The 21,453-nt window shown below is 60.6% G+C and carries 23 protein-coding genes; 18 read left to right on the top strand and 5 right to left on the bottom strand.

Annotation, left to right across the window (positions count from 1 at the left end):
* The first annotated feature begins 211 nt into the window (after positions 1 to 211).
* From J2W46_RS27415 to J2W46_RS27405, 3 genes are all read left to right on the top strand, one after another.
* Positions 212 to 943 (top strand): anti-sigma factor family protein, encoded by a 732-nt coding sequence (locus tag J2W46_RS27415; protein ID WP_310357897.1) that lies wholly within the window; start codon positions 212 to 214, stop codon positions 941 to 943.
* Between the two features lie 138 nt (positions 944 to 1,081).
* Entirely contained in the window at positions 1,082 to 1,600 is a 519-nt protein-coding gene (locus tag J2W46_RS27410) for a sigma-70 family RNA polymerase sigma factor (protein WP_020071522.1), read from the top strand.
* Positions 1,597 to 2,424, top strand: coding sequence for an anti-sigma factor family protein (locus tag J2W46_RS27405; protein ID WP_214881366.1), 828 nt, complete (start codon positions 1,597 to 1,599; stop codon positions 2,422 to 2,424). The genes J2W46_RS27410 and J2W46_RS27405 overlap by 4 nt, the downstream gene beginning before the upstream one ends.
* 24 nt (positions 2,425 to 2,448) lie before the next feature.
* Here the strand turns inward: J2W46_RS27405 and J2W46_RS27400 are convergent, their stop codons facing one another.
* Positions 2,449 to 3,330, bottom strand: coding sequence for an AraC family transcriptional regulator (locus J2W46_RS27400; RefSeq protein ID WP_310357894.1), 882 nt, complete (start codon positions 3,328 to 3,330; stop codon positions 2,449 to 2,451).
* 202 nt (positions 3,331 to 3,532) lie between these two features.
* On the opposite strand from J2W46_RS27400, the gene J2W46_RS27395 reads away from it, so the two are divergent.
* The 5 genes from J2W46_RS27395 to J2W46_RS27375 all read left to right on the top strand — a co-directional run bounded on the left by J2W46_RS27395 (position 3,533) and on the right by J2W46_RS27375 (position 5,927).
* Positions 3,533 to 4,429 (top strand): NmrA family NAD(P)-binding protein, encoded by an 897-nt coding sequence (locus J2W46_RS27395; RefSeq protein ID WP_310357892.1) that lies wholly within the window; start codon positions 3,533 to 3,535, stop codon positions 4,427 to 4,429.
* 51 nt (positions 4,430 to 4,480) lie between these two features.
* A complete protein-coding gene (locus J2W46_RS27390) occupies positions 4,481 to 4,606 on the top strand; it encodes a hypothetical protein (RefSeq protein WP_310357890.1) in 126 nt (41 codons plus the stop codon).
* 363 nt (positions 4,607 to 4,969) lie between these two features.
* The gene (locus tag J2W46_RS27385; RefSeq protein ID WP_087754404.1) at positions 4,970 to 5,203 is read left to right on the top strand and encodes a hypothetical protein; all 234 of its coding nucleotides are present in this window, start codon (positions 4,970 to 4,972) and stop codon (positions 5,201 to 5,203) included.
* A gap of 128 nt (positions 5,204 to 5,331) precedes the next feature.
* Positions 5,332 to 5,565 (top strand): hypothetical protein, encoded by a 234-nt coding sequence (locus J2W46_RS27380; RefSeq protein WP_310357889.1) that lies wholly within the window; start codon positions 5,332 to 5,334, stop codon positions 5,563 to 5,565.
* Positions 5,566 to 5,693: 128 nt separating this feature from the next.
* A complete protein-coding gene (locus J2W46_RS27375) occupies positions 5,694 to 5,927 on the top strand; it encodes a hypothetical protein (protein WP_310071312.1) in 234 nt (77 codons plus the stop codon).
* A 315-nt stretch (positions 5,928 to 6,242) separates the two neighbouring features.
* Here the strand turns inward: J2W46_RS27375 and J2W46_RS27370 are convergent, their stop codons facing one another.
* Positions 6,243 to 6,839: a TetR/AcrR family transcriptional regulator gene (locus J2W46_RS27370; protein ID WP_310357950.1), complete on the bottom strand. Its 597-nt coding sequence runs from the start codon at positions 6,837 to 6,839 to the stop codon at positions 6,243 to 6,245.
* A 129-nt stretch (positions 6,840 to 6,968) separates the two neighbouring features.
* Between J2W46_RS27370 and J2W46_RS27365 the strand changes: the two genes are divergently transcribed.
* The 4 genes from J2W46_RS27365 (at position 6,969) to J2W46_RS27350 (ending at position 10,926) form a co-directional block, all read left to right on the top strand.
* A complete protein-coding gene (locus tag J2W46_RS27365) occupies positions 6,969 to 8,051 on the top strand; it encodes an alkene reductase (RefSeq protein WP_310357888.1) in 1,083 nt (360 codons plus the stop codon).
* A 51-nt stretch (positions 8,052 to 8,102) separates the two neighbouring features.
* A complete protein-coding gene (locus J2W46_RS27360; RefSeq protein WP_310357887.1) occupies positions 8,103 to 8,891 on the top strand; it encodes an SDR family NAD(P)-dependent oxidoreductase in 789 nt (262 codons plus the stop codon).
* Positions 8,892 to 9,046: 155 nt separating this feature from the next.
* Complete coding sequence (locus tag J2W46_RS27355) at positions 9,047 to 9,877, top strand: alpha/beta fold hydrolase (RefSeq protein WP_310357948.1); 831 nt, start codon at positions 9,047 to 9,049, stop codon at positions 9,875 to 9,877.
* A 47-nt stretch (positions 9,878 to 9,924) separates the two neighbouring features.
* Entirely contained in the window at positions 9,925 to 10,926 is a 1,002-nt protein-coding gene (locus tag J2W46_RS27350; RefSeq protein ID WP_310357885.1) for an NADP-dependent oxidoreductase, read from the top strand.
* Between the two features lie 278 nt (positions 10,927 to 11,204).
* On the opposite strand, the gene J2W46_RS27345 is transcribed toward J2W46_RS27350, so the two are convergent.
* Positions 11,205 to 11,660 (bottom strand): TIGR02594 family protein, encoded by a 456-nt coding sequence (locus J2W46_RS27345; protein ID WP_310357883.1) that lies wholly within the window; start codon positions 11,658 to 11,660, stop codon positions 11,205 to 11,207.
* A gap of 717 nt (positions 11,661 to 12,377) precedes the next feature.
* On the opposite strand from J2W46_RS27345, the gene J2W46_RS27340 reads away from it, so the two are divergent.
* The 5 genes from J2W46_RS27340 (at position 12,378) to J2W46_RS27320 (ending at position 19,082) form a co-directional block, all read left to right on the top strand.
* Positions 12,378 to 15,359, top strand: coding sequence for a type VI secretion system Vgr family protein (locus tag J2W46_RS27340; protein WP_310357881.1), 2,982 nt, complete (start codon positions 12,378 to 12,380; stop codon positions 15,357 to 15,359).
* Positions 15,360 to 16,154: an ankyrin repeat domain-containing protein gene (locus tag J2W46_RS27335; protein WP_310357879.1), complete on the top strand. Its 795-nt coding sequence runs from the start codon at positions 15,360 to 15,362 to the stop codon at positions 16,152 to 16,154.
* A gap of 398 nt (positions 16,155 to 16,552) precedes the next feature.
* On the top strand, positions 16,553 to 17,395 hold the full coding sequence (locus tag J2W46_RS27330; RefSeq protein WP_310357877.1) for a DcrB-related protein: 843 nt from the start codon (positions 16,553 to 16,555) through the stop codon (positions 17,393 to 17,395).
* 65 nt (positions 17,396 to 17,460) lie between these two features.
* Entirely contained in the window at positions 17,461 to 18,651 is a 1,191-nt protein-coding gene (locus tag J2W46_RS27325; protein WP_310357874.1) for a PAAR domain-containing protein, read from the top strand.
* The gene (locus tag J2W46_RS27320; protein ID WP_310357871.1) at positions 18,648 to 19,082 is read left to right on the top strand and encodes a hypothetical protein; all 435 of its coding nucleotides are present in this window, start codon (positions 18,648 to 18,650) and stop codon (positions 19,080 to 19,082) included. Before J2W46_RS27325 ends, J2W46_RS27320 begins: the two co-directional genes overlap by 4 nt.
* Positions 19,083 to 19,212: 130 nt before the next feature.
* Here the strand turns inward: J2W46_RS27320 and ribA are convergent, their stop codons facing one another.
* Positions 19,213 to 19,863: a GTP cyclohydrolase II gene (gene ribA / locus J2W46_RS27315; protein WP_020070431.1), complete on the bottom strand. Its 651-nt coding sequence runs from the start codon at positions 19,861 to 19,863 to the stop codon at positions 19,213 to 19,215.
* A 300-nt stretch (positions 19,864 to 20,163) separates the two neighbouring features.
* Here ribA and J2W46_RS27310 point away from each other — a divergent pair, with 300 nt between their 5' ends.
* On the top strand, positions 20,164 to 20,607 hold the full coding sequence (locus J2W46_RS27310) for a CBS domain-containing protein (protein WP_020070430.1): 444 nt from the start codon (positions 20,164 to 20,166) through the stop codon (positions 20,605 to 20,607).
* Between the two features lie 422 nt (positions 20,608 to 21,029).
* Here J2W46_RS27310 and J2W46_RS27305 read toward each other — a convergent pair whose 3' ends face one another.
* Positions 21,030 to 21,374, bottom strand: coding sequence for a DUF4148 domain-containing protein (locus J2W46_RS27305; protein WP_310357869.1), 345 nt, complete (start codon positions 21,372 to 21,374; stop codon positions 21,030 to 21,032).
* Between the last annotated feature and the right edge of the window lie 79 nt (positions 21,375 to 21,453).

The following is a 21,453-nucleotide window of genomic DNA, read 5'->3' as shown; positions in this document are numbered from 1 at the left end:
CCTCACCGGCTTTTATTCCTGCGTCAGCCACGTGGAAAAAACATTTCCGTTGCGCGGAATAAAGCACTTCGCGAACGGGTTTGCTAGCTTCCGCGACGCTGCGATGGCACAGTAAAAGATGTTGCGCAAACCCGGTGACGAGAGCGGAATAAACCGCAGCGCGGCGGTGTTTGCACCTCAATAGCCGGATTTTGCCCGGAGACCTTTTCCCATGAACCCGACCGACGCCCCCAACGATTCGCCGCTTTCCGAAGCCGACATTCAGGCCTACGCCGATGGCACGTTGTCGCCGGCGCGCGCCGCGTTTCTGCGCGATTATCTCGGCCGCGATCCGGCGGAAGCCCGCCGGGTCGCCTTTTACGGCAAGCTCAACGAACAGATGCAACGCTCCTTTCAGACCGCCGACGAACCCGAGGCCAGCGCATTCAACGGGCGGCGCAACGCCGGCAGCCGCTGGCGCAGCGCTGTAACGCTGCGCTTGCGCAAGCCGCTCAGGGTGCTGGTTGCGCTCGTCATCGCGTGCGTCGCCGTGAGCGGCTGGTTCGCGGCCACCGAGGTCACGCGCCAGGCGCTTAACAACGCGGCCATCATGGCGTTGGCCGAAACCGCCGCCGCCCCGTTTCCCGCCGGCTCGCCGACTCGTCGAGATCCGTCCGCTCCCGACCTCGAAGCGATCGGGCTGCGGCTCGTGGATCAGCGCGTCGTGTCGCTCGGCCTGCTGCAGCGCGCCACCGAATTCATCTATTTGAATGGCGATAACGAGCCGGTCGTGGTGCTGTCGACGCTCGCACTGCTCGCGCCTTCTCAGCCGCAATGGTCGGCGCGCCGCATCGGCGATGTACGTCTGTTGACATGGACGGCGCAGCGGCAGCGCTTCGTGGTCGCCGGCAATGCACGCACACACGGTCTGATGCGCGCCGCCGACGTCATGACCATGCAATGAAACCGCACGATCTTGCGGCGTGTCGTTTAATCAACGGAATAAAATGCGTGCACGCGTGTTTGCACTACAAACGCGTGCGACGCCCGACGAAGCGCCGCCGCTCCGTGTCCACGAGAGGCCCCATGACCGGGATGAATAATGGATGTTCGTGACGAGTTGATGGAACACGTGCCGCGCTTGCGGCGCTATGCGCGGGCGCTGATCAACAATCGCGACCTCGCGGACGATCTGGTGCAGGACACGCTCGAACGCGCGCTCGGCCGCACCGAAATGTTCCAGGCCGGCACCGATCTGCGCGCCTGGCTATTTACGATCATGCACAACGTGTTTGCAAATCAGGCGCGCAAGGCGTCGTCGCGCGCGGTACACGTGGCGGTCGATGACGAAAGCGTGCATGAAAGCGAGTTCGCCGTGCCGGCGCAACAATCCCGTTCGCTGGAAATGCGCGATCTCGACTACGCGTTGCAGCGTTTGCCCGTTGAGCAGCGTGAAGTCGTGCTGCTGGTCGGGCTGGAGGAAATGAGCTATGCCGACGTCGCGCTCGCGCTGAACGTGCCCATCGGCACGGTCATGTCGCGGCTTTCGCGCGGACGCGAACGGCTTCGGGCATTGATGGCGGGCAGCCAGCCCGGTGCGAAATTACAGGTGGTGCGATGAGCGAGCAAATTACGCCAGTTAGCGAAGAAGAACTGCACGCCTATGTGGACGGCACGCTGTCCGAGGAACGACGTGCGGAGGTCGAGCGCGCGCTCGAACAGAATCCGGATCTGGCCACGCGCATCAGCGATTATTTCTCGCTGAACAGCATGTTCCATGAGCGCTACGACCGCGTGCTGAACGAACCCGTGCCGAAGCGTTTACAGCCGGGCGCGCCGCGCCGCTCGCGCGTCGCTGCCAACTGGCCGCAGTTCGCGGGCATGGCGGCGGCGCTGGTAATGGGCATTGGCATCGGCGTCGGCACGCATATGGGACGCGACACGTTGCCTTCGGTGGCGGGTTCGTCCGACACACGCCCTGTCAGTGCGGACAGCACCGAAGTACTCGCGCGTCAGGCTGCGATTGCGCATGTCGTCTATATGCCGGCGGTCGACCGGCCCACCGACATGAACGCGGATCACGAGCAGGACTTCGTGAAGTGGCTGGCGAGTCGCCTCGGCACGAATGTGCATCCGCCCATGTTGTCGAAGGCAGGCTTCGCGCTGTCGGGTGGCCGCCTGCTGCCTGGTCCGGACGGCGACACCGCGCAGTTCATGTATCGCGGCCAGAATGGCGAACGGGTGACGCTGTGCATCTCGCGCCGCAAGGTGAACGCGAACACGACAGCGTTCAAGCTGTATCAGGACGGGCCGGTCAACGTGTTCTATTGGGTTGACGGCGATTTCGGCTACGCGGTGTCAGGCGGTATCGATCGCAAGCAGTTGCTGCAACTGTCGCATGACGTGTACTCGCAATTGACGGCAGCGGCGCCGCCGTCGAGCTAATGCCGGTACGGTCTATTGTGTTCGTCAGCGCGAGCTCGACTTCACGAGTTCGCGCGGCGTGATGCCGAGGAGCCGCCCCATCCAGTGCGCCATATGGCTCTGGTGTGCGAAGCCCGCGTCGAGCGCGACCTGGCTGGCGCTCAGCCGGCCTTGCAGCAACAACGTTCGCGCGCGTTCTACGCGCCGCTGCACCACATATTGATGCACAGGCACGCCGAGCGTCGCGCGAAATAGCACCTTGAAGTGCGGCACGCTGAGGTCGGCAAGCGCGGCAAGCTCGCTCAACGTGAGACGCCGGTCGAGATGTGCTTCGATAAACTCCGTCACGCGCGCCGCTGTCCGCGGTGCGAGCGTGCGCCGCTTGTTGTCTAGCGACGCGGCGCCGCCAATCAGACGGACCACCATTGCCGTGCACAGACTTTCGGCGTAGAGCGGGTCAGACGCGACGTCTGCTTCCAGTTCCGCGCGCAACGCCCACGCCAGGTGTTGAAAGCGCGGATCGCGCATCTGGAACTGCGGGAGAATCTGCGCGCCGTCTGGTTTGCGCGCCAATTGTTCAGCGGTCCTGCGCGCGAAATCTTCGCCGATCCAAATGCTGAAAATCGTGCAGGCCGATTCATCGCTCCACTGCCCGTCGAGTCCTGCCGGAATCACGTCGGCGTCGCCGTGCGCCTGAATGCGCGAGTGCGGTTTCTCGTTGCAACGACAGTGCGCGCGGACAGGCGCGCCCACATGCACGCCGATTCGATGATGCTTGAACGCAGGTATCCGGTGCACGCCAGCTGACACGTTCACCAGCTCCGCGCCGAAACCCTGCCAGGCGAGCAGCCGGCTCGAGCGCAGCGCAATACGGGAGCCGGTATGCGCGGGTGGGATCTGCGTGCGGGTCTCTGGGACGGCATTCATCGTTTATCTCGCGGATGGCAGTCGGTCTGCGGGCATTGTGCATGGTTTTTAGCGCCTACGCTCAGTACGCCTCCTGACTTCCCGTGCGCAGCGCCGACGAGCAACGAGTCATCCGAATCTGCTCACGGGCATCCTTGCATGCGCGTTTTGCGCTGCGCGCGTCCTTATGATCCTCTCATGACGATCCGGTAAGGAGCACCTGATGTTCGTGATTTTTGGAGCCGGCGGCAATGTCGGCAAAGTGAGCGTAGCCGCGTTGCGACGCGCCGGCCGGGACGTGCGCGCCGTGGTTCATAGCGTGGCGCAGGCGGATGCGTTCGAGCGAATCGGCTGCGATGTCGTGGTCGCGGATTTGCACGACCGGGCAGCGGTGGCGCGCGCATTGGAAGACGCGCACGCGGTGCAGGTTGTGTGTCCGCTGCCGCGCCATGACGACGACCCGGCAAACGCGATGCGCAGCATGATCGATGTGAGCGTCGAAGCATTGCATGCGAATCCGCCACCGCACGTACTCGCGCTTTCGGATTATGGCGCCGAGCAGCCGAGCGGAACGGGCATCACGACGCTTTTCCACTACCTCGAAACGCAACTCGGCACCGTCGACACCCGGTTGACGTTCCTGCGCGCAGCCGAGCACATGCACAACTGGGCGCGTGTGCTGCCGCTCGCATTGTCCAAAGGGGTGTTGCCGAGCCTGCATCATCCGCTCGAAAAGCGCTTTCCTACTGTGGCTGCGCAGGATGTCGGCGCGCTGGCGGCTCAATTGCTGCTCGACGGCGATCCGCGTGAGCGTTCGCCTCGCGTGGTGAGCATAGAAAGTGAAGTACGCGTCAGTGTGAACGACGTTGCGCACACTATCGGCGAACTGTCGGGCCGGCCTGTCGTGCCGCACGCGGTGCCGCGGGAGCAATGGGCCGCGATGCTCGAAGGCGCGGGCTTGAGCGAGCAACACGCGCGGCTCATTGCGGATCTGTACGACGCGCACAACGCGGGACGCATCGACGTGCAAGCGGGCGTTAGCGAACGGCGATTCGGTCCCACTACGTTGGCGCAGGCGTTAGCGACGATCATGCCGCAGGACGCGGCACAGAACGGTTGATCGAGGACCACGGAGATGTCGACCTGCCCCTTGAGATGCGAGGCGAGAAGAATGCCCACTCGTGCGAGCGGCTTGCTCGCGCTCGTGCTGACGTTGTCGGCACTGGTGGGCTGGCGTGCGCTTCGGGATCTGCTCAATGCGATTCCCGATAGCAACGATGATTTTGGTCTGTTTTAAGCGATGTCATTGCGCTGATATGACGGTCGCAGCGGCAGGCGAAGAACATCAGGTACCGCGTCAACTAACTGACGAGTCCCCGTCATTCGAACGAATCAATGCGCTTGAATGCGCGGCCGTTCATTCAAGGCAGACACTCAGCCAAAACCTGTTTGCTATCCCACGACACCTTTTGCTGCCTCGCGCCCCGCAACCGCATGAAAAACCTCGCGGGCGATTTTATTTTTCCATTTAGATTCAGCAACTTATGTGATGGTTGCCAGCTTGCCCGCTTCACGTTGGCACACCCTATGCAAATACCCCTGTGAGCGCGACAAATAGTGCTCTTCCATCCAGACCGAAGACCTTCACAGGAGATTTACCATGAGCTCACTGACCATCAAAGACATCGCCCACACCGAAGAACTTTCCGCCAAGGCTCTGTCCGCTGTACGCGGCGGCAGCAACTACAACGCAGGAAACCTCAACCTTGCCTACGGTGGCGGCTTCGCCAGCCCGGGCGTCGTGGTCGCACCCGTCACGCAGACGGACACGTACACGAAAGTCGAGATCCCGACGATCCAGAACTTCGGCGGCCTGCAGTTCGCCAAGGCGTAAGTTAAGCGCCGCGGAGAGTCGCGCTGACAGCGGATGCCGTTCGATCCCGTCGAGGTGCGCTCTCCGCGCTTGCACGTCGAACCACACTCTTTAAACCCAAACAGAGAAACAGCTCCAGGAGACCTACCATGACCTCACTGACCATCAAAGATATCGCCCATAGCGAAGAACTGTCCGCCAAGGCCTTGTCCGCTGTACGCGGCGGCAGCAACTACAACTTCGGCAACGCCAATGTTGCCTATGGCGGCGGCTTCGCCAGCCCGGGCGTCGTAGTCGCACCCGTCACGCAGACTGACACGTACACGAAAGTCGAGATCCCCACGATCCAGAATTTCGGCGGCCTGCAGCTTGCCAAGGCGTGAGTTAAGCGCCGCGGAGAGTCGCACCCACATCGGATGCCGTTTCATCCCATCAAGGTGCGCTCTCCCCGCTTGCACGTCGAACCACACTCTTTAAACCCAAACAGAGAAACAGCTCCAGGAGACCTACCATGACCTCGCTGACCATCAGAGACATCGCCCACACCGAAGAACTGTCCGCCAGGGCTCTGTCCGCTGTACGCGGCGGCAGCAACTTCAACTTCGGGAACTTCAATGCTGCTTATGGTGGCGGCTTCGCCAGCCCGAGTATCGTGGTCGCACCGGTTACCCAGATCAGCACGTACACGAAAGTCGACATTCCCACGATCCAGAATTTCGGCGGCCTGCAATTTGTCAAGGCATGAGTCCAGGGATCGGGAGTCGCAAGCCCGGACCCGCATGATGGATGCTTTGCAGGTCTGACGGCTTTATACCTGGGGAGCGCAGTGGGATGGCCAGGCGGTTGGTCCAGCCATCGCAGTTCGTTCTCCTTCCGTACCCTCCGGACTTGTCACCGAGGTTCGGATCTCGGGGCCCGCCGGCCGGTCCGCCCGGCGGGATTTTTTGCGCGCTGTAGCTCAAGAGCCAGGTGATCGCGAACATGCGGGCTTGGCATTCTCTCCATCGAGAATGCGCACGACGACAGATGGTGGAGCATGCACGGGTACGGGCCAATGCCCTTACGGTTCTTCGCCCGCGGCGGTCGTCGACGGGCTCATTGACGCCAGAATCTGGTCACGGCAAGCCGCAAGGATTTCGTCGGCCAACGGCGAATCGTCCGGGCAGGCGCGCGACATGACAATCGCACCGACCGCATGCGCCAGCATGTCGAGGGACCTGGCTCGCGCCTGGCTCGTGTCCGCACCGTCCCCCGCACCGCCTTCGGGGCAGAGCACAGTCAGCAGGTTCTCGATACCGGCCGCAAACTCGGCCCGAACTGCGTCCGACTGACGCGCGGCATCCCCACCCAGCGCAGCCATCGTGCAGCCGGTCGCGCGGGCGTCGCGGTGCTCGCGGGAAAGGTAGTACCGCACAAACTCAGGTGCGTCGGCACCCGCGCTCAGCGCCACGGTCTGCGCAATACCGCAGGCCGCCGACTCCGCCATCAGATCGGACTTGGAGCCGAACTGCTTATAAAAGCCGCCGTGCGTGAAGCCGGCGGCTGCCATCAGATCGGCAACGCCCACCCCATCGTAGCCGCGCTCCCGAAACAGCTTTGACGCCGTCTCGACGACGCGTTCCCGGTTGGCCTGCGCCTGTGCCTTGGTGATCTTCATTTCGTGACCACAGTGGTTCATGTGTTCGAAGGTTCGATTATACATTGATGTCGATCATCATCAAAACCTTGACACGTTAGATTATGACCATCATCATTGCGTCCATTGCCAACCCAGAAATTGACCGACATGACTGGAAAGAAGCTTTTCGAGCCTTACGCCCTTGGCCGCCTGACGCTTGCCAATCGCTTTGTCATGGCACCGCTAACGCGTAATCGCGCGGGCGCCGGGCTAGTGCCCAGCGAACTGGCCGCGACCTACTACGCCCAGCGCGCTTCGGCGGGCCTGATCATCACGGAAGCCACCCAGGTGTCGGCCCAGGCACAGGGCTATCAGGACACGCCGGGCCTATACACGCCTGAGCAAATTGCCGGCTGGCGCAAGGTCACCGAGGCCGTGCACGCCAAGGGTGGGCACATCTTCGCGCAGCTCTGGCACGTCGGACGCGTTTCGCACGCCGACGTCCAGCCCGGCGGCGCTGCGCCAGTCGCGCCTTCGGCGATTCGCGCGGAGACGAAAACCTTCGTCAACAACGGATTTGTCGATGTATCCCAGCCACGTGCGCTGGCGCTTGTCGAATTGCCGGGCATCGTGAACGATTTCCGTCAGGCTGCGGCCAACGCAATTGCGGCCGGCTTCGACGGCGTGGAAATTCACGGTGCGAACGGCTATTTGCTGGAGCAGTTCATCAAGGACGGGGCCAACCAGCGCGCTGACGCCTACGGCGGTTCTGTCGAGAACCGTGCGCGCCTGTTGCTGGAAGTCGTCGCGGCCGTGGTGAAAGAAATTGGTGCCGATCGCACCGGCGTGCGCATTTCTCCTGTGTCGCCGGCAAACGGCATTTCGAGCAGCGATCCTCAGCCGCAGTACGACTACATCGCGGCGCAGCTCAGCGCGCTGGGCATCGTCTACCTGCACGTGGTCGAGGGTGCGACGGGCGGCCCGCGCGATTTCGCACCGTTTGACTACGACGCACTGCGACAGCGGTTCAGGCAGACCTATCTCGCCAACAATGGCTACGACCTGGAGCTCGCCACCACCAGGCTCAACGAGGGCACCGCAGACCTGTTCGCGTTCGGCCGTGCCTTCATCAGCAATCCCGATCTGGTCGAGCGCCTGAAGACCGGCGCCCCGCTGGCTCAGCCCGATTTCGCCACGCTCTATGGTGGCGGCGCCGCGGGCTACACCGATTACCCAGCCATCACCGCTTGAGGCGCGGCGCTTGTTCCCGCACCCGAACCGCTTATTCGAAGGAAACTACTCATGACCACGCTTCCGACTGTTCTCGTCACCGGTGCATCCTCCGGCATCGGTTCCATCTACGCCGAGCGCTTCGCACGCCGCGGCCACGACCTCGTGCTCGTTGCACGCGACAAGGCGCGCCTCGATACGCTGGCCGCACGCCTGCGTGAAGAAAGCGGTGTTGCCGTCGAAGTGCTGCAGGCTGACCTGACCCAACCGGGGGACCTGGCTGCAGTCGAGACCCGACTGCGCGACGACGCTAGCATAGGTATCCTGATCAATAACGCGGGGATGGCTCAGTCGGGCGGGTTCCTGCAGCAGACCAGCGAGGGCATCGAACGCCTGATCACGCTCAACACCATGGCGCTGACGCGGCTGGCAGCCGCGGTCGCTCCGCGCTTTGTCCAGTCGGGCACAGGCACGATCGTCAACATTGGCTCGGTGGTGGGCCTCGCGCCCGAGTTTGGTATGTCGATCTACGGCGCCACCAAGGCGTTCGTGCTGTTTCTGTCGCAGGGATTGCACCTCGAGTTGTCGCCCAGCGGCGTTTATGTGCAGGCGGTGCTGCCGGCAGCGACCCGTACGGAGATCTGGGAGCGCGCCGGCATCGACGTCAATTCGCTTACCGAGGTGATGGAGGCCGGCGAACTGGTTGATGCGGCGCTCGTCGGTTTCGACCGCCGCGAACTGGTCACCATCCCGCCGCTGCATGTGGCCGGCCGCTGGGATGCGCTGGATGGCGCACGTCAAGGGCTCCTGTCGGACATTCGACAAGCGCACGCGGCCGATCGCTACCGGTCGGAAGCCTGAACACTTTGGCCTATGTCTACGCGAAAGCCAGCCATGCCTTATCGACCGATTCCCCGGCTCAGTTCTTGAGATGTAGCTCGATGACCATCACGCACACACAACGCTCACGCGCGTTGCAGACGATCGACTCGACCGGCAGGGTTAGCCAGTCGGCAATGTCCTATGCCCGCGCACAGAACAGCCATGTCACGGCGGCCGGAACCACTTTCGCTTACCGCGAGCTTGGCCCGCACGGCGGCATTCCGCTGATCCTGCTCAACCACTGGGGCGCCGTGCTGGACAACTTCGATCCGCGCATCGTCGATGGCCTCGCTCGCAAGCATCGCATCATCGCGATCGACTATCGCGGAATCGGGTTATCTGGCGGCCTCACGCCCTTGACCGTGGACGAGATGGCGCGCGACACCATCGCGTTGATCCACGCGATGGGTTTCAGTCAGGTCGATCTGCTCGGCTTTTCGCTCGGCGGTTTCGTCGCGCAGGACGTGGCGCTAAAGGCGCCGGGCCTGGTGCGCAGGCTCGTCCTCACAGGTACGGGGCCCGCGGGCGGTCGGGGCATCGACCGTGTGGGGGCCAAGTCCTGGCCATTGATGCTCAAGGGTCTGGTGACGATGCGCGATCCCAAGACCTATCTGTTCTTCACCTCCACCGCTAATGGCCGCCAGGCGGCAAACGCGTTCCTGAAGAGGCTGAAGGAACGCACGGCGGAGCGCGACAGAGGGCCGACACCCCGCGCGTTGCTTCGCCAGCTCAAGGCGATCAAGGCTTGGGGCCGGCAGGCGCCGCGGGATCTCGGCCGCCTGCACATGCCTGTCCTGATCGCCAATGGAGACAACGACATCATGGTGCCTACCGCCTTGAGCCACGATATGGCGCGCCGCATTCCCAACGCGCAGTTCGTCATTTACGAGGACGCAGGACACGGAGGCATCTTTCAGTATCACGCCGACTTCGTGATCAAAGCGCTGGAATTTCTGGCGCATTGAAAACATCGCGGCCGGCGACAGGTACCCAAAACTGGATTTAGAACACCATGAAAGCGCTCACCTTCAAACGCTACGGCAAGACACCCGAAATCGGGTTCGCCGAAGTGCCCCGCCCCACGCTCAAGCCTGATGAACTGTTGGTACAGGTCCGCGCGGCGGGGTTGAACCCGATCGACAACATGATTCCGTCGGGGACCTTCAGGCCCGTCCTCAAATTCGAGTTGCCCGCTACGCTGGGCAGCGATATTGCCGGCGTGGTGACCGAGGTCGGCAGTAACGTGACGCGTTTCAGGCCGGGCGATGCAATCTTTGCCAGCCTTTTCGATCTCGGCCGGGGCTCGATCGCTGAATTCGCGGCGGTGCCGGAGAGCGTTGCCGCGTCGAAGCCGGTCAACCTCGACTTTGTGCAGGCTGCGGCCGTTCCGATGGTCGGGCTCACCTCGTGGCAGGCGTTGAAAGAGCGCGCCCACCTTCAAGCCGGCCAGAAAGTTTTCATTCCTGCCGGGTCGGGCGGCATTGGCACGTTTGCGATCCAGTTCGCAAAGCACTTCGGTGCCCGCGTGGGAACGACAACCAGCACGGGCAACGTGCAACTGGTGACCAGTCTGGGTGCAGACGAGGTTGTCGACTATAAGAAGCAGGAGTTCGAGAAAGTTCTGCACGGCTACGACGTTGTGCTTGGCACCCTTAGAGGCGATGCGATTGAGAAATCCATAGGCATCCTCAAACCGGGGAGCAAGATCGTGTCGCTCATCGGGCCGCTGGACGCAGCGTTCGCCCGCGCCCGCAGGCTGAACTTTATTTTGAGGTTGGTATTCGGGCTAATGAGCCGCAAGATCAAGCGGCTCGCGAAGAAGCGGGATGTGGCGTATTCATTTCTCTTCATGCGCCCCGACGGAACCCAACTCTCTGAAATTGGCAAACTCCTCAAGTCGGAACAGGTTCGTCCAGTGATCGACAAGGTGTTTCCGTTTGAGCAGGCGAAGGAAGCGCTCGAATACCTGGCCCAAGGACGTGCCCGGGGCAAGGTCGTCGTGAGAATGAAGTGAGTTGCGCAGGGGCGTAGCTTTGGGGCGCAGGTGCAGACGGCCTCGATTGCGAGCGAAGCGTTAGCCTGTCTCGCGGCCGATGACCGCGCTAACGCACGACGCATATGAGGGTCACTGGAAACCGGATCGTTCGATCGATGTGGCGGTGCTTCGACGGGCGCTCGCTCTCAGAAAACGCCTCGACATCCACATGAGTCCGCAGTCTCTCCGCGAGATGCAATTCGCCCGTTATAGCGGTCCGAGCCGCATTCCTGCCTTGTCATTCGAACGGGTTTTGCTTACGGCCAGCGATAGGCCAGCACGCGTTCGAGCGGATAAGCCAATTCCCTCACCTCTCCGAGTTGGTTGCCTCCGAACAGGTAGACGTTGTCGGCGTCCGATCGGATAAAGAACCCGACATGCCCTTTCCATTCGACGGCGTCGTCGGCAGTCAACACAGCAACACAACCATATCTGGGCGCATCGAGCGGATTGCCCCACGAGAGCCACGAGCGAGCCAAGGCCGATCCCGTTCCGGGAACGCCTGACTGCTTCATACACCAGTTGAGGAATGACGAGCACCACGAAATCTTGTCGTCATAACCGGCGAGTTGAGTCGTGTTGTTGTATTCGGCAATCCTCGGGTTGGATTCTCCTGGTCCGTAACGGCTGACGCCCCGTTCCTTGAACGCAATATCCAGCCAGGCAGGCGTGAATCCGGTCGCCGATGGCTCGTAACGATACCCTTCACGCATAAATGTGCTCCTTACAGATGATCCTGTTCGAGTGGGCCGTAGATTGCATGTGGCTGTCCGGAATTACTGTCCGATAACGGTCGCCGTATGACCGGTGTCGCCATTCTCAGGGGTAAGTGACAAAGCCAGCTCCTGTCATTGCATTGGATCGCAGCTGCTGCTTCTCTTGCGCCCGTCGGCTAATAAACCGACATGTAACACGCGCCAGAGGACACCGCGACTTGTTTGTTCCATCAAGGTCGCTTCCAACACCAAAGGGTATTCAATTCGGAGCTTCGATAGACGACGCTCAAAGTACCTTTGCTGAGGGAGAGCGGCCAATACCCTCTGTAACTTGCAGACGCAGGCCGCAACCCGAAAGAGTCCGAGCTGCGACGTTGCCAGCGTGTTTGCAGACGATCAAGGGCTGCCTTTCTTGTCCGCGCTCTCATATCGAATGAACTGCCTTGAATCCTATGTCAGTATGGTCACTTCAAGCACGATTTAATATCCGTTGGAGTCATTGATCGTTTGCACGACACTGCGAAGGGGCCGTCCGAGTTCGCGTCGTTATGCAGGGTTAATAGTTGACGCAGCACTCTGGATTTAACTTTTCCGTTACACTTTCCAACAAAAGTTGTCTTGCGGTGGTTTTTAGGAATTTGGTGTTGGGGTATTATTCGGCCAGCGCAAAAGCGCCAAAGAAAAAATCGGCTGTTTGCCACGCTGGGGGCTTCAATGAGTTTTAATAACGCTAGTGACGGAATCTCCGCGTCAGGAGGTTCTATTGCGGGACTATTGAGTGGCGCGGAGTCATTTGCCGGAGTCGCAAGTAGTTTAGGCGGACCGGTTGGCAGCTCATATGCAGCGGGAGTCGTTAATCAGGCGGCACGCGCGGTTCAACTGGCCCAGACGGCGTCGAACCTGATCGGCAAGACGCCCTCAGCCGTCGCAGACGCCATCAATTCGCTTGCAACCAAGCCCCAGCTCACCCAGCAGAATCGCTTCATGTCGATTCGGACGCCGCTCGGCCCGGATGTGCTTCTGGTCACCGCGTTGGTGGCAGACGAGTATCTGAACCAGCTGCCAGAGATTCATCTCGATCTCATATCACAGCGACGCGATATCCAGATTGACTCTCTCGTCGGCCAACTCGTTTCTGTCTCGCTTAAGCCTGAACAGGGCGGACTGCTTTCCGCAGTGCCAAAGAACCCTAACCAGTCCGAGCGCTTCTTTCACGGCTTTGTCATTTCCTTTTCGCGCGTTGGTAATTCTGGCACTGTTACGCGCTACCAGATGACGGTCGTGCCCTGGCTTTGGTTTCTCAGCCGCTCGACAGACTGCAGAATTTTCCAGAATAAAACGCCTTCGGATATATTGGCGGAAATATTTTCCGAGTTCGGATTTAGTGATTATGAGTTGAACCTGCAAGGCCAATATAAACCGTTCGAATACATCGTGATGTATCGCGAGTCGTACTTCAACTTCGCGGCACGCCTGATGGAGCAGGAAGGGCTTATCTGGTGGATTCGTCACGAGAAGGACAAACACGTCCTCGTGATCAGCGACAGCAATGCGGGCTTCAGGGCGATCGACGGCCTCGCCGAAATTCCGTTCTACGCGGACAGCGCGGCGAGTGAGAAAAACGGCATCTCGCAGTGGAACGAAGCGTTCAGCTTCCGCGTCGGCAAGATCACGTATCGGGACTTCAACCATCGCACACCGTCGACGCCCCTCCTCCATGTGGAGGTTCCGTCGACCTTGTCGAATCCGAATATCCAGAACACTGAGCGGTACGAATATCACTCGCTCTACGACCACGGCGACGACGGGGAGCGTTATGCGCGCATTGCAATGGAGGCTGAAGAGGCACAGGCCCATCATTTCAATGGTGCATCGTACGTTCAGAAGCTTGACCCGGGCCTGAAATTCAAACTGGTCAATCATCCGGTATCGGCCTTCAACAACAAGGACTTTGCCCTTCTGCACGTACGGCACGAAGCTGCCAACGACTACACACACGAGTCGCACGAACTTCCGTATCGCAACTCGTTTTCGTGCCTGCCGGTGGATATTCCCTATCGGGCCGAACGGCGCACGCCGAAGCCTTACATGTACGGTACGCAGTCGGCGGTGGTGGTCGGGCCGGAAGGCGAGGAAGTCCACACCGACGGCAGTTCTGTGAAGGTTCATTTCTTCTGGGACCGCCGTGGCAAGCAGGATGGTAGCGACTCGATGTGGGTGCGTGTGGCCCAGTCGTGGGCGGGCGGGGGCTGGGGCGGGTCGGCAATGCCGCGCACGGGACAGGAAGTGCTCGTCGCGTTTAACGAGGGCGACCCTGACAACCCGATCATCGTCGGTCGCGTCTTCAATGGAGAGAAAACCAACCCCTACCACCACACCGCGGGCCGGACGATGGGGTTGCGCAGCAAGACCATCAACGGCGACGGGTTCAACGAACTGAAGTTTTCGGATGTCGCCGGATCGGAAGAGGTCTTCATCCACGCCCAGAAGAATCTGAACACCGTCGTCAAGGATAGCGAGACGCGCTCGATCGAAGCCGGAAATCGGCTCGTGAGACTGCACGCAGGCGATGAAACGAAAGACATCGCCAAGGGTAGCTTGACGGAGACGATCGCGAAGGCGCGCGCGACGACGGCCAATACGATCGATACAAAAGCGGTCGGCGGTGAAGCTGGGCCTGGCAACCAGATGCATCAGGCGACGGACAAGATCGAGCATCGCGTCGGCGCGAGCATCATCACGATGAAGCCCGACAGCATCAAGCTCTCGCACGGTGCGTCGAGCATCCTGATCAACCAGAGCGGAATTTTCCTCGACGGGCCGGTAATTCACCTGAACCAAGGCCTGTTTGTGACGCCGGAGCAGGCGCTGGCCATCCAGTGGGCGCAGCAGCAGGCGATCATCGCGGCGGGTCTGGCGAGTCCGGATCCGAAGGTGCGTGACGCGGCGAAGCGGCTGCAGGCATCTGTCAAGGCCCAGCAGATGGCGAAGTTGGCGGACGCAGTTTATTCGCCCGGTACGGCGCCGCCCGGATGGTCGAACATCAGCAATGACCCTGAGGCTCTGAAAAAGTACGGCCTGCGCCCCGCAGATCTGTCGATACCCGGAAGCAACTTCGGAGCACAGGCGTATGCGCCTGACCCCGCTGTGTTTGGCGATAGCATGAAGCCAACGGTGGCGTTCAAAGGTACCGAACAGCTCACGCGGGAGGACATGTCGAATAACATCGCACAGGGTCAGGGCTACGAGTCCGCCTATTACGGGCGGGCAGTAAAAATTGGCAAAACTGTGCAAGCCTCGGGTAATGCTTCGGATCTTGACCTCGCGGGTCACTCGCTCGGTGGTGGGCTCGCGTCAGCGGCCGCAGAGGCGAGCGGCTCCAGCGCAACTACCTTTAACGCCGCGGGATTGAATTCCGGAACACTCTCGCTGTATGGAGCGACACCGGTCGGCGCTTCGATAACCAATTACCGTGTCGACGGCGACATCCTGACTGGATTACAGGAAGGAAAACTCGGTCCGATCAGTGACGCCACAGCTTCAGTAATGCCGAAAGCTGTTGGTGAGCAGATTGATATCCCGGGCAGCGCGATGAGCACGTTATCGCGTCACAAGATGGCGCAGGTCAATGCAGGAATGGAATCAACGGTTGCGGACCAGCAGTCGTCGCTGCTTCAGCTTCTAGGATCGCATTAAATGAAATATCGAAAACTCGCAATTGCCGGGGCAGTCGCCGTCGCGGTGTGCGTCACAAGCCCATTCTGGTGGCCGACCCAGGCAGAGGAAACACACATGTCCACCTTCAAACGCTATCCTCCCGAAGACTTTTTTTCTGGTGTTGAACTCGAGCTAGCCCGTGCTATCCGGGATGGCGATCTCGCCCGTACAAGGGAACTGATACCGAAGGTCGACTTGAGCCTGGTAGGCAGGAAAGAAATGACGATGCTCGCGTTCGCCGTCCAAGAAACGGTCCCCGTCAAAACGGACGCAGGCAACGTGCGCTATCAGATCGTTAGCGAACTGGTCCGCCATGGTGCCAAACCGGAGCAGCCATTTGGTCAAACCAGAGGCAACGTTGCGTGTATCGCCGCCCGGGCTGACTCACCCGCCCTGCTCAAGGCGCTCCTGGCAGGAGGCATGAGCCCTGACCTGAGATACGACGGGGACACTCCCCTGCTTTTCGCAGTTGCCGAAGACAATCTTCTAGCTCAATTGCGCGTGCTCGTAGAAAACAACGCAAATGTGAACCTCAAGGATTCGCTTGGCAACACCGCGATTTTCGGAGCGACCCAAATCCGCCAGTGGGACTCCGTTGACTATTTGTTATCGCACAAAGCCGACCCTACCGTCGTCAATGACGGTGGCGTGACATACGCCAAGGTGCTCAAGATCGAGCTTGACAGTACGCCGAAAGGCTCCCCCCAGCTTGAGCGTATCGAGGCGATACGCAAGAAATTAATCAGCGCAGGCGGGAAGTGGCCGACGGCATGAGAAGTACCCGAGATGAAAAACGCAGGGTTGCCGGCATGAGACGACATCCTAGGTAGCGCGATGGCCACGTTATCGCGTTGCAGATGGCGAAGGTTAATGCAGGGTTAGACGACAGTGTTAGACGGCCCTGCTCGCGACCGCAAATGCGCGACAGCTGTCACAAATGGCGACACTGATCGATCACGGGGCCAACGCCAACATTCCCGACTCGATGAGTAACTTGAACTAAAAATCACGCCTCGCGATTCGCCACAAGCGGACCGCAGTGAAGCGATCGCAAAGCGAATCGTGTCGGCCGGGGATACATGCCGCCGAGGAAAGTCAGCGGTGGCGCGGCACGCAGTCGCAGGACGCAGGCAACAGGTATGCAAACCACAAGCAGCGGATAGAACACATCCATGTCCAGTTATCAGATGAACGATGCCTCCATCGATCTGCCCGAGCAGTTCAAGGACGGCACCATGCACCTGTTCACCGTAGAGCGCAACGGCATCAACGCGTTCACCTTTGTCGTGTCACGCGCTGATATGGACGAAAGCGATACGGTAGATACGTTCGCGCATAAGCTCGTCCAGCAAATGCGCAAAACACTGCCCCGCTTCGAACTGAAAAACCTGCGAGCAAGGGAAGTCGACGGTGACACGGCGCGAGAAATCGACTATATCTGGGCCTCTCAGGGCACGCCGTTACACCAGCGACAGACCGTTGTGATGGCGCGGGGAGCCTCAGGCACGACACCCCGTGCAATCAGTTTCATAGGGACGTGCCCGAACGGCTTTACGCCGGAGTGGGCAGAGGAATACCAGAAGCTGGTCGGGAGCGTGAAACTTGCCAAGCGGGGAGCTGGACCGTTCGCGAGCCGTATGCTTCCTGCTGACGCAGACGGGCTGGTCTTCGTTCTGCGAGAGGCCGACGGGTCGCTGGTAGTCGTGCCGAGGTTGTCCCAACTCTTCGGTTATAACATCGCGGACGCGCTCGACCCCAAGGTCGCGTTCTTCGATCACACGGGGGCACCGATCGGGCTCGAGCGGACAACGGAACCGGGAGAAGGCTGGGCGCATCCGGATGGCGAGCGCTATATGTTCTGGACTCTCGACCCGGCGACTCACCCTCGCCTTGCCCATCGGCTCGACGCTGTACGCAGCGTCAGTGGCATCAGCAGTCTGTCTAGCGTCGACGCCGTGCGCCGATATCTGGCTGATGTGTCCGTCTCTGTACTCACGAAACCGGCGGTTAGCTGATGGATTCGCTACTCGCCGCAGCCCGACTCGGAGACCCGGTCGCGCACACAGCTTCCAAAGGCTGGATGCTCGCCGGTCTGATCGGTGGCGCATTGCTTGGTGCAGCAGTCGTAGCGCTTACGGGCGGCACAGCATTGATCGCGCTGGCGGCAGTGGCAGCGGGAGCTGCTGCCGGTGGTGGTATCGGCGAAGTACTGGGCACGATGTCCTGGGCGCCCCGACACGTCACGGGCAGTCTCATATCCGGATCACCAAACGTCTTCATCAATAGCCGCTCAGCTATCCGAGCGCACATCAGCAACGGGCTTTGTAGCGACCACTCAGGTGCTCCACAAGTCGTCGCGCAGGGTTCGAGCACCGTCTTCATCAACGGCCAGCCCGCAAGCCGCAAGGAGGACATGCTTGCGTGCAGCGCGGTCATCAGCGACGGCTCGCCCAATGTATTCATTGGCGGTGCACGCCAGACGACCGATGACATCAGCCCGGAGGTTCCGGCCTGGATGAACTGGGCGATGCTCGGCGTGGGAATTGCCGCGGCGGTCGTGCTCGCGGGGCCCGTTGTCGGTCTGATCGGCGCAGCGGGCGGATTCGCCGGCGGGGAACTCGGCTCTGCGGTCGGCGGCGCTGTTTTTGGTGAGGGTTCGGATGGCCAGAAGTGGTCGATGCTGGGTGGATCGCTCGTTGGCGGTGGACTCGCCGGCAAGGGCGCAGGCATGCTCGAGGCGCCCAAAGAGCCTGTTCCCATCGCTTTGCTCAAATCGCCAAAAGAGCCTGTCGCCGCGCCGGTTTCGCGCTTTGACTATACGGTCGATAAGGTGCCCGCTGACCTGGAACCCAACGCGGCTGGCGTCTACGGGTACATGCCCAAGGAAGGGACCGAGTTTCACCAGTCAAAGTGGGGTGTAGACTGGACCGACCCGGAAGCAACAGCGGGTGCGACCGCGAAGCGGATCGACTATCACGAAGGTATGGAACAGAAAGAGGCCTGGATCGCGGACCAGAGAAGCGCGGGCGTGCCGGACGAAGAGATAGCCCAGCAGATAACCAATAGTCGCAACGCAGACCGCCTTTCCTACTACACGGAAGAGCAGTTGCCGGGCGTATACGCGCGCAACCTGGCCAAGTATGGTGACAAGATGGGCCCGAGCTACGATTATCTGATCGAGAGCGGCAAGACCCCTCAACAGATCATTGAAAGTGCAACACGCACGAACCCGACCATGGACATCCTCACGGGCATCGCGAAAGTCAAATGAACGAAACACAGATCATCGTCCGTACCCTGCCGAACCGTCCGAGACTTGTGCTGGACAAGCCGACGGGCAGCCTTACTCCCGTCACCGGGTCAGAGTTTTTGCCCGTGCGCGGTTTCGCTTTTCCCGTGGAGGGCAAGACATTTGTGCAATACGCTGAAGACGGAAGGTTGTACCTTCAACTCGGCGAGCCGCGCTGGGAGGTTGGGCCGTCGAGTGACGTGAGCTATGGCCATAACTTCGACAGCAAGACGACGACGTTCACCATCAACGGATTCAGCCTCGAATATGAGGCATGGTGGGCGCACGATCCAACATTCAACAAGTTTGCGCCGGAACGTGATCAGGACGAAGACCCCCTTGCCTACGTGTATCACCTGTACAGGAATGACGAGGAACGGGAGGACTACATTCGCCGCATGATGCAAGGCTGAAGGCTCGCGATTCTCGTAATGAAGCCCCTCGGTCTCGCGCTTGGGAATTTGCCACCAAAGACCATCGCTTACACCTGCGATCCTGGGGCTTTCTCACCGCAGACAGCTACGCATAAATACCGCCTCCCGCCTACTCATTCTCATCGAAGTAATGCCCAAACTTGAGCTGCTTCGTACGGATATAGCGCTCGTTTTCCTCGCGCATCGGAATGGCGAGCGCGACGCGTTCGCAGACCGGAATCCCGTGTTTGGACAGCGTGTCGAACTTTTCGGGATTGTTGCTCATCAAGCGGACCGAGGTCACTTTCAGCGTGCGCAAGATGCCCGCCGCCGAGTCGTATTCGCGTGAGTCGTCCGGCAAGCCGAGATCGAGATTAGCCTCGACGGTATCGCGGCCCTGCTCCTGCAGCGCATAAGCGCGGATCTTGTTCGACAGACCGATGCCTCGGCCTTCGTGCCCACGCAGATACAGAAGCACGCCGCAGCCTTCGGCCGCGATATAGCGGAGCGCCAGATCGAGTTGCTCGCCGCAATCGCAGCGGTACGAGCCGAGCACGTCGCCCGTCAGGCATTCGGAGTGCAAACGTGTCAGCACCGAAGACCGGTTCGCGACGTCGCCCATCACGAGAGCAAGATGTTCGGCGCCGCTTTCGACCACGCGAAACACGTAAGAGGTGAACGTGCCGTAGCGCGTGGGAAGCGTGGCGGTGGCGTCGAGAACGACGCATTCGCCGTTGATGGCGCCGTCTACTACGGGCGACGGATCGTGAGACGTGAGCATGGCGTTAGACAAAGGTGCTGAACATGAACCCGATGAAACCGGGGATAAGGTACGGACAGGAGTTTACCGCTAATCGGCCGACCTCACCGTATGCCCATGCATGGCGCACGGATCTTGCACCAGCGAAGCGCCCAACTCACCGCAAGTGCAATAGTTTGAGGCCGCACTACCCGAAGTAAACGCTTCGCGCGCTCCAGGTATTCCCGAACACACTCGCTGGCGTCTCGCGCCTATACTGGAATTGCTTGGTCCTCGACAGCCGCCGCGCCGGCGTGCTGCACCGCGAAACGGAGCCGCTCCATGACAACCGTTGCACAGCTTCTTAAAACCAAACCGAACAACACGACCGTCTACACGATACGGGCCGACGACTCCGTGTACGAAGCGATCAAGCTGATGGCTGAGAAAGGCATTGGCGCGCTCGTCGTGACGGACGGCGACAGCATCGCGGGGATCGTCACCGAGCGCGATTACGCGCGCAAGGTCGTGCTGATGGACCGGTCATCGAAGGCCACGCCGGTGCGCGAGATCATGAGCAAGGCCGTGCGCTTCGTGCGCCCCGAGCAGACCACCGACGACTGCATGGCGCTCATGACCGAGCGGCGTATGCGCCACTTGCCGGTGATCGAAAACGACAGGCTCGTCGGAATGGTGTCGATCGGCGACCTCGTGAAGAACATCATCGCCGAACAGCAGTTCACCATTCAGCAACTCGAGTTCTATATTCATGGCGAGCGTCCCTGACGCGCCGCGCCTGCCGCATGTACGAGCCGCAAAAAAAGCCCAATCGCTGAACGGTTGGGCCAAGCTACCTTGCGGCAGCGGAGGTTCCTGTGAATTTCTGGGCGGTATGTGACACCGCGCAACGCTTTGCCTGCGTATGAGGCTACGGCGCTGTGTGACGCGGTGTCGGCCATGGACCTGAGTCTTTGCGTTAGCCCGCCCAACGTGTCAGAACTACGTGATTCGGTATTTCAATCCCGGCTGGAAGACCGGCCGCCGCCTGATCTGGCGACACGCTCTCCGGCTCATATCCAGACTTGCAATGCTTGCGGCAGCGGCCGTATCACGCTTGATGAATCCAACGCTCTGCGGCCTTACGAAACTGGCCGGCCGGTTGCAGACTCAACTAGCGGAGACTGCCGACGCGGCCAAGCTGCAGAATCTTAGTTGCCGAAATAAACCGACTTCGCGCCAGTCATGGGCTCACGCACGCCGCCTGATTGCGACGAGCCATTCGCGACGCCGCCGTAACCGCTGGTGTCGGCAACCGGCAATTGGGTTTGCGCAACCGCGGGGTTTTGCGCCTGGACGCGACGCTCGGCGGCCTGGACGTCGGCCGGATAGTTCGGGTCATTGCTGACTGCCGGGTTGTAACCTGCCTGTTCCAACTGGATCAATTCGTTGCGGACTTCCGCACGCGTCACGGGTTGCTGGCTCGATTGAGCGAACGATGCGATCGGAGCGGCGAGAACTGCTGCAATGGCGACTGCCTTGATAAGCGATTTCATGATTATTACCTCCAGACTTGGTTTTATTTGCTGCTTGCCACACCGTGTGGAAGCGAGTGATTCCAGTCTAGTCACCGGC

It is taken from the genome of Paraburkholderia strydomiana (genome assembly GCF_031456815.1).
Classification (GTDB): domain Bacteria; phylum Pseudomonadota; class Gammaproteobacteria; order Burkholderiales; family Burkholderiaceae; genus Paraburkholderia; species Paraburkholderia caledonica.
Note: the sequence above shows the minus strand (reverse complement) of the source record. Positions and strands in the feature narration are given on the sequence as shown.

What these genes read in the sequence shown, in the direction of transcription:
- J2W46_RS27390 (WP_310357890.1), top strand. Translation starts at nt 4,481, where the DNA reads ATGCCCACTCGTGCGAGCGGCTTGCTCGCGCTCGTGCTGACGTTGTCG.
- J2W46_RS27405 (WP_214881366.1), top strand. Translation starts at nt 1,597, where the DNA reads ATGAGCGAGCAAATTACGCCAGTTAGCGAAGAAGAACTGCACGCCTAT.
- J2W46_RS27325 (WP_310357874.1), top strand. Translation starts at nt 17,461, where the DNA reads ATGCTCGCCGGTCTGATCGGTGGCGCATTGCTTGGTGCAGCAGTCGTA.
- J2W46_RS27350 (WP_310357885.1), top strand. Translation starts at nt 9,925, where the DNA reads ATGAAAGCGCTCACCTTCAAACGCTACGGCAAGACACCCGAAATCGGG.
- J2W46_RS27360 (WP_310357887.1), top strand. Translation starts at nt 8,103, where the DNA reads ATGACCACGCTTCCGACTGTTCTCGTCACCGGTGCATCCTCCGGCATC.
- J2W46_RS27310 (WP_020070430.1), top strand. Translation starts at nt 20,164, where the DNA reads ATGACAACCGTTGCACAGCTTCTTAAAACCAAACCGAACAACACGACC.
- J2W46_RS27385 (WP_087754404.1), top strand. Translation starts at nt 4,970, where the DNA reads ATGAGCTCACTGACCATCAAAGACATCGCCCACACCGAAGAACTTTCC.
- J2W46_RS27380 (WP_310357889.1), top strand. Translation starts at nt 5,332, where the DNA reads ATGACCTCACTGACCATCAAAGATATCGCCCATAGCGAAGAACTGTCC.
- J2W46_RS27400 (WP_310357894.1), bottom strand. Translation starts at nt 3,330, where the DNA reads ATGAATGCCGTCCCAGAGACCCGCACGCAGATCCCACCCGCGCATACC.
- J2W46_RS27320 (WP_310357871.1), top strand. Translation starts at nt 18,648, where the DNA reads ATGAACGAAACACAGATCATCGTCCGTACCCTGCCGAACCGTCCGAGA.
- J2W46_RS27340 (WP_310357881.1), top strand. Translation starts at nt 12,378, where the DNA reads ATGAGTTTTAATAACGCTAGTGACGGAATCTCCGCGTCAGGAGGTTCT.
- J2W46_RS27395 (WP_310357892.1), top strand. Translation starts at nt 3,533, where the DNA reads ATGTTCGTGATTTTTGGAGCCGGCGGCAATGTCGGCAAAGTGAGCGTA.
- J2W46_RS27335 (WP_310357879.1), top strand. Translation starts at nt 15,360, where the DNA reads ATGAAATATCGAAAACTCGCAATTGCCGGGGCAGTCGCCGTCGCGGTG.
- J2W46_RS27415 (WP_310357897.1), top strand. Translation starts at nt 212, where the DNA reads ATGAACCCGACCGACGCCCCCAACGATTCGCCGCTTTCCGAAGCCGAC.
- J2W46_RS27345 (WP_310357883.1), bottom strand. Translation starts at nt 11,660, where the DNA reads ATGCGTGAAGGGTATCGTTACGAGCCATCGGCGACCGGATTCACGCCT.
- J2W46_RS27365 (WP_310357888.1), top strand. Translation starts at nt 6,969, where the DNA reads ATGACTGGAAAGAAGCTTTTCGAGCCTTACGCCCTTGGCCGCCTGACG.
- J2W46_RS27410 (WP_020071522.1), top strand. Translation starts at nt 1,082, where the DNA reads ATGGATGTTCGTGACGAGTTGATGGAACACGTGCCGCGCTTGCGGCGC.
- J2W46_RS27355 (WP_310357948.1), top strand. Translation starts at nt 9,047, where the DNA reads ATGTCCTATGCCCGCGCACAGAACAGCCATGTCACGGCGGCCGGAACC.
- J2W46_RS27330 (WP_310357877.1), top strand. Translation starts at nt 16,553, where the DNA reads ATGTCCAGTTATCAGATGAACGATGCCTCCATCGATCTGCCCGAGCAG.
- J2W46_RS27370 (WP_310357950.1), bottom strand. Translation starts at nt 6,839, where the DNA reads ATGAAGATCACCAAGGCACAGGCGCAGGCCAACCGGGAACGCGTCGTC.
- J2W46_RS27375 (WP_310071312.1), top strand. Translation starts at nt 5,694, where the DNA reads ATGACCTCGCTGACCATCAGAGACATCGCCCACACCGAAGAACTGTCC.
- J2W46_RS27305 (WP_310357869.1), bottom strand. Translation starts at nt 21,374, where the DNA reads ATGAAATCGCTTATCAAGGCAGTCGCCATTGCAGCAGTTCTCGCCGCT.
- ribA (WP_020070431.1), bottom strand. Translation starts at nt 19,863, where the DNA reads ATGCTCACGTCTCACGATCCGTCGCCCGTAGTAGACGGCGCCATCAAC.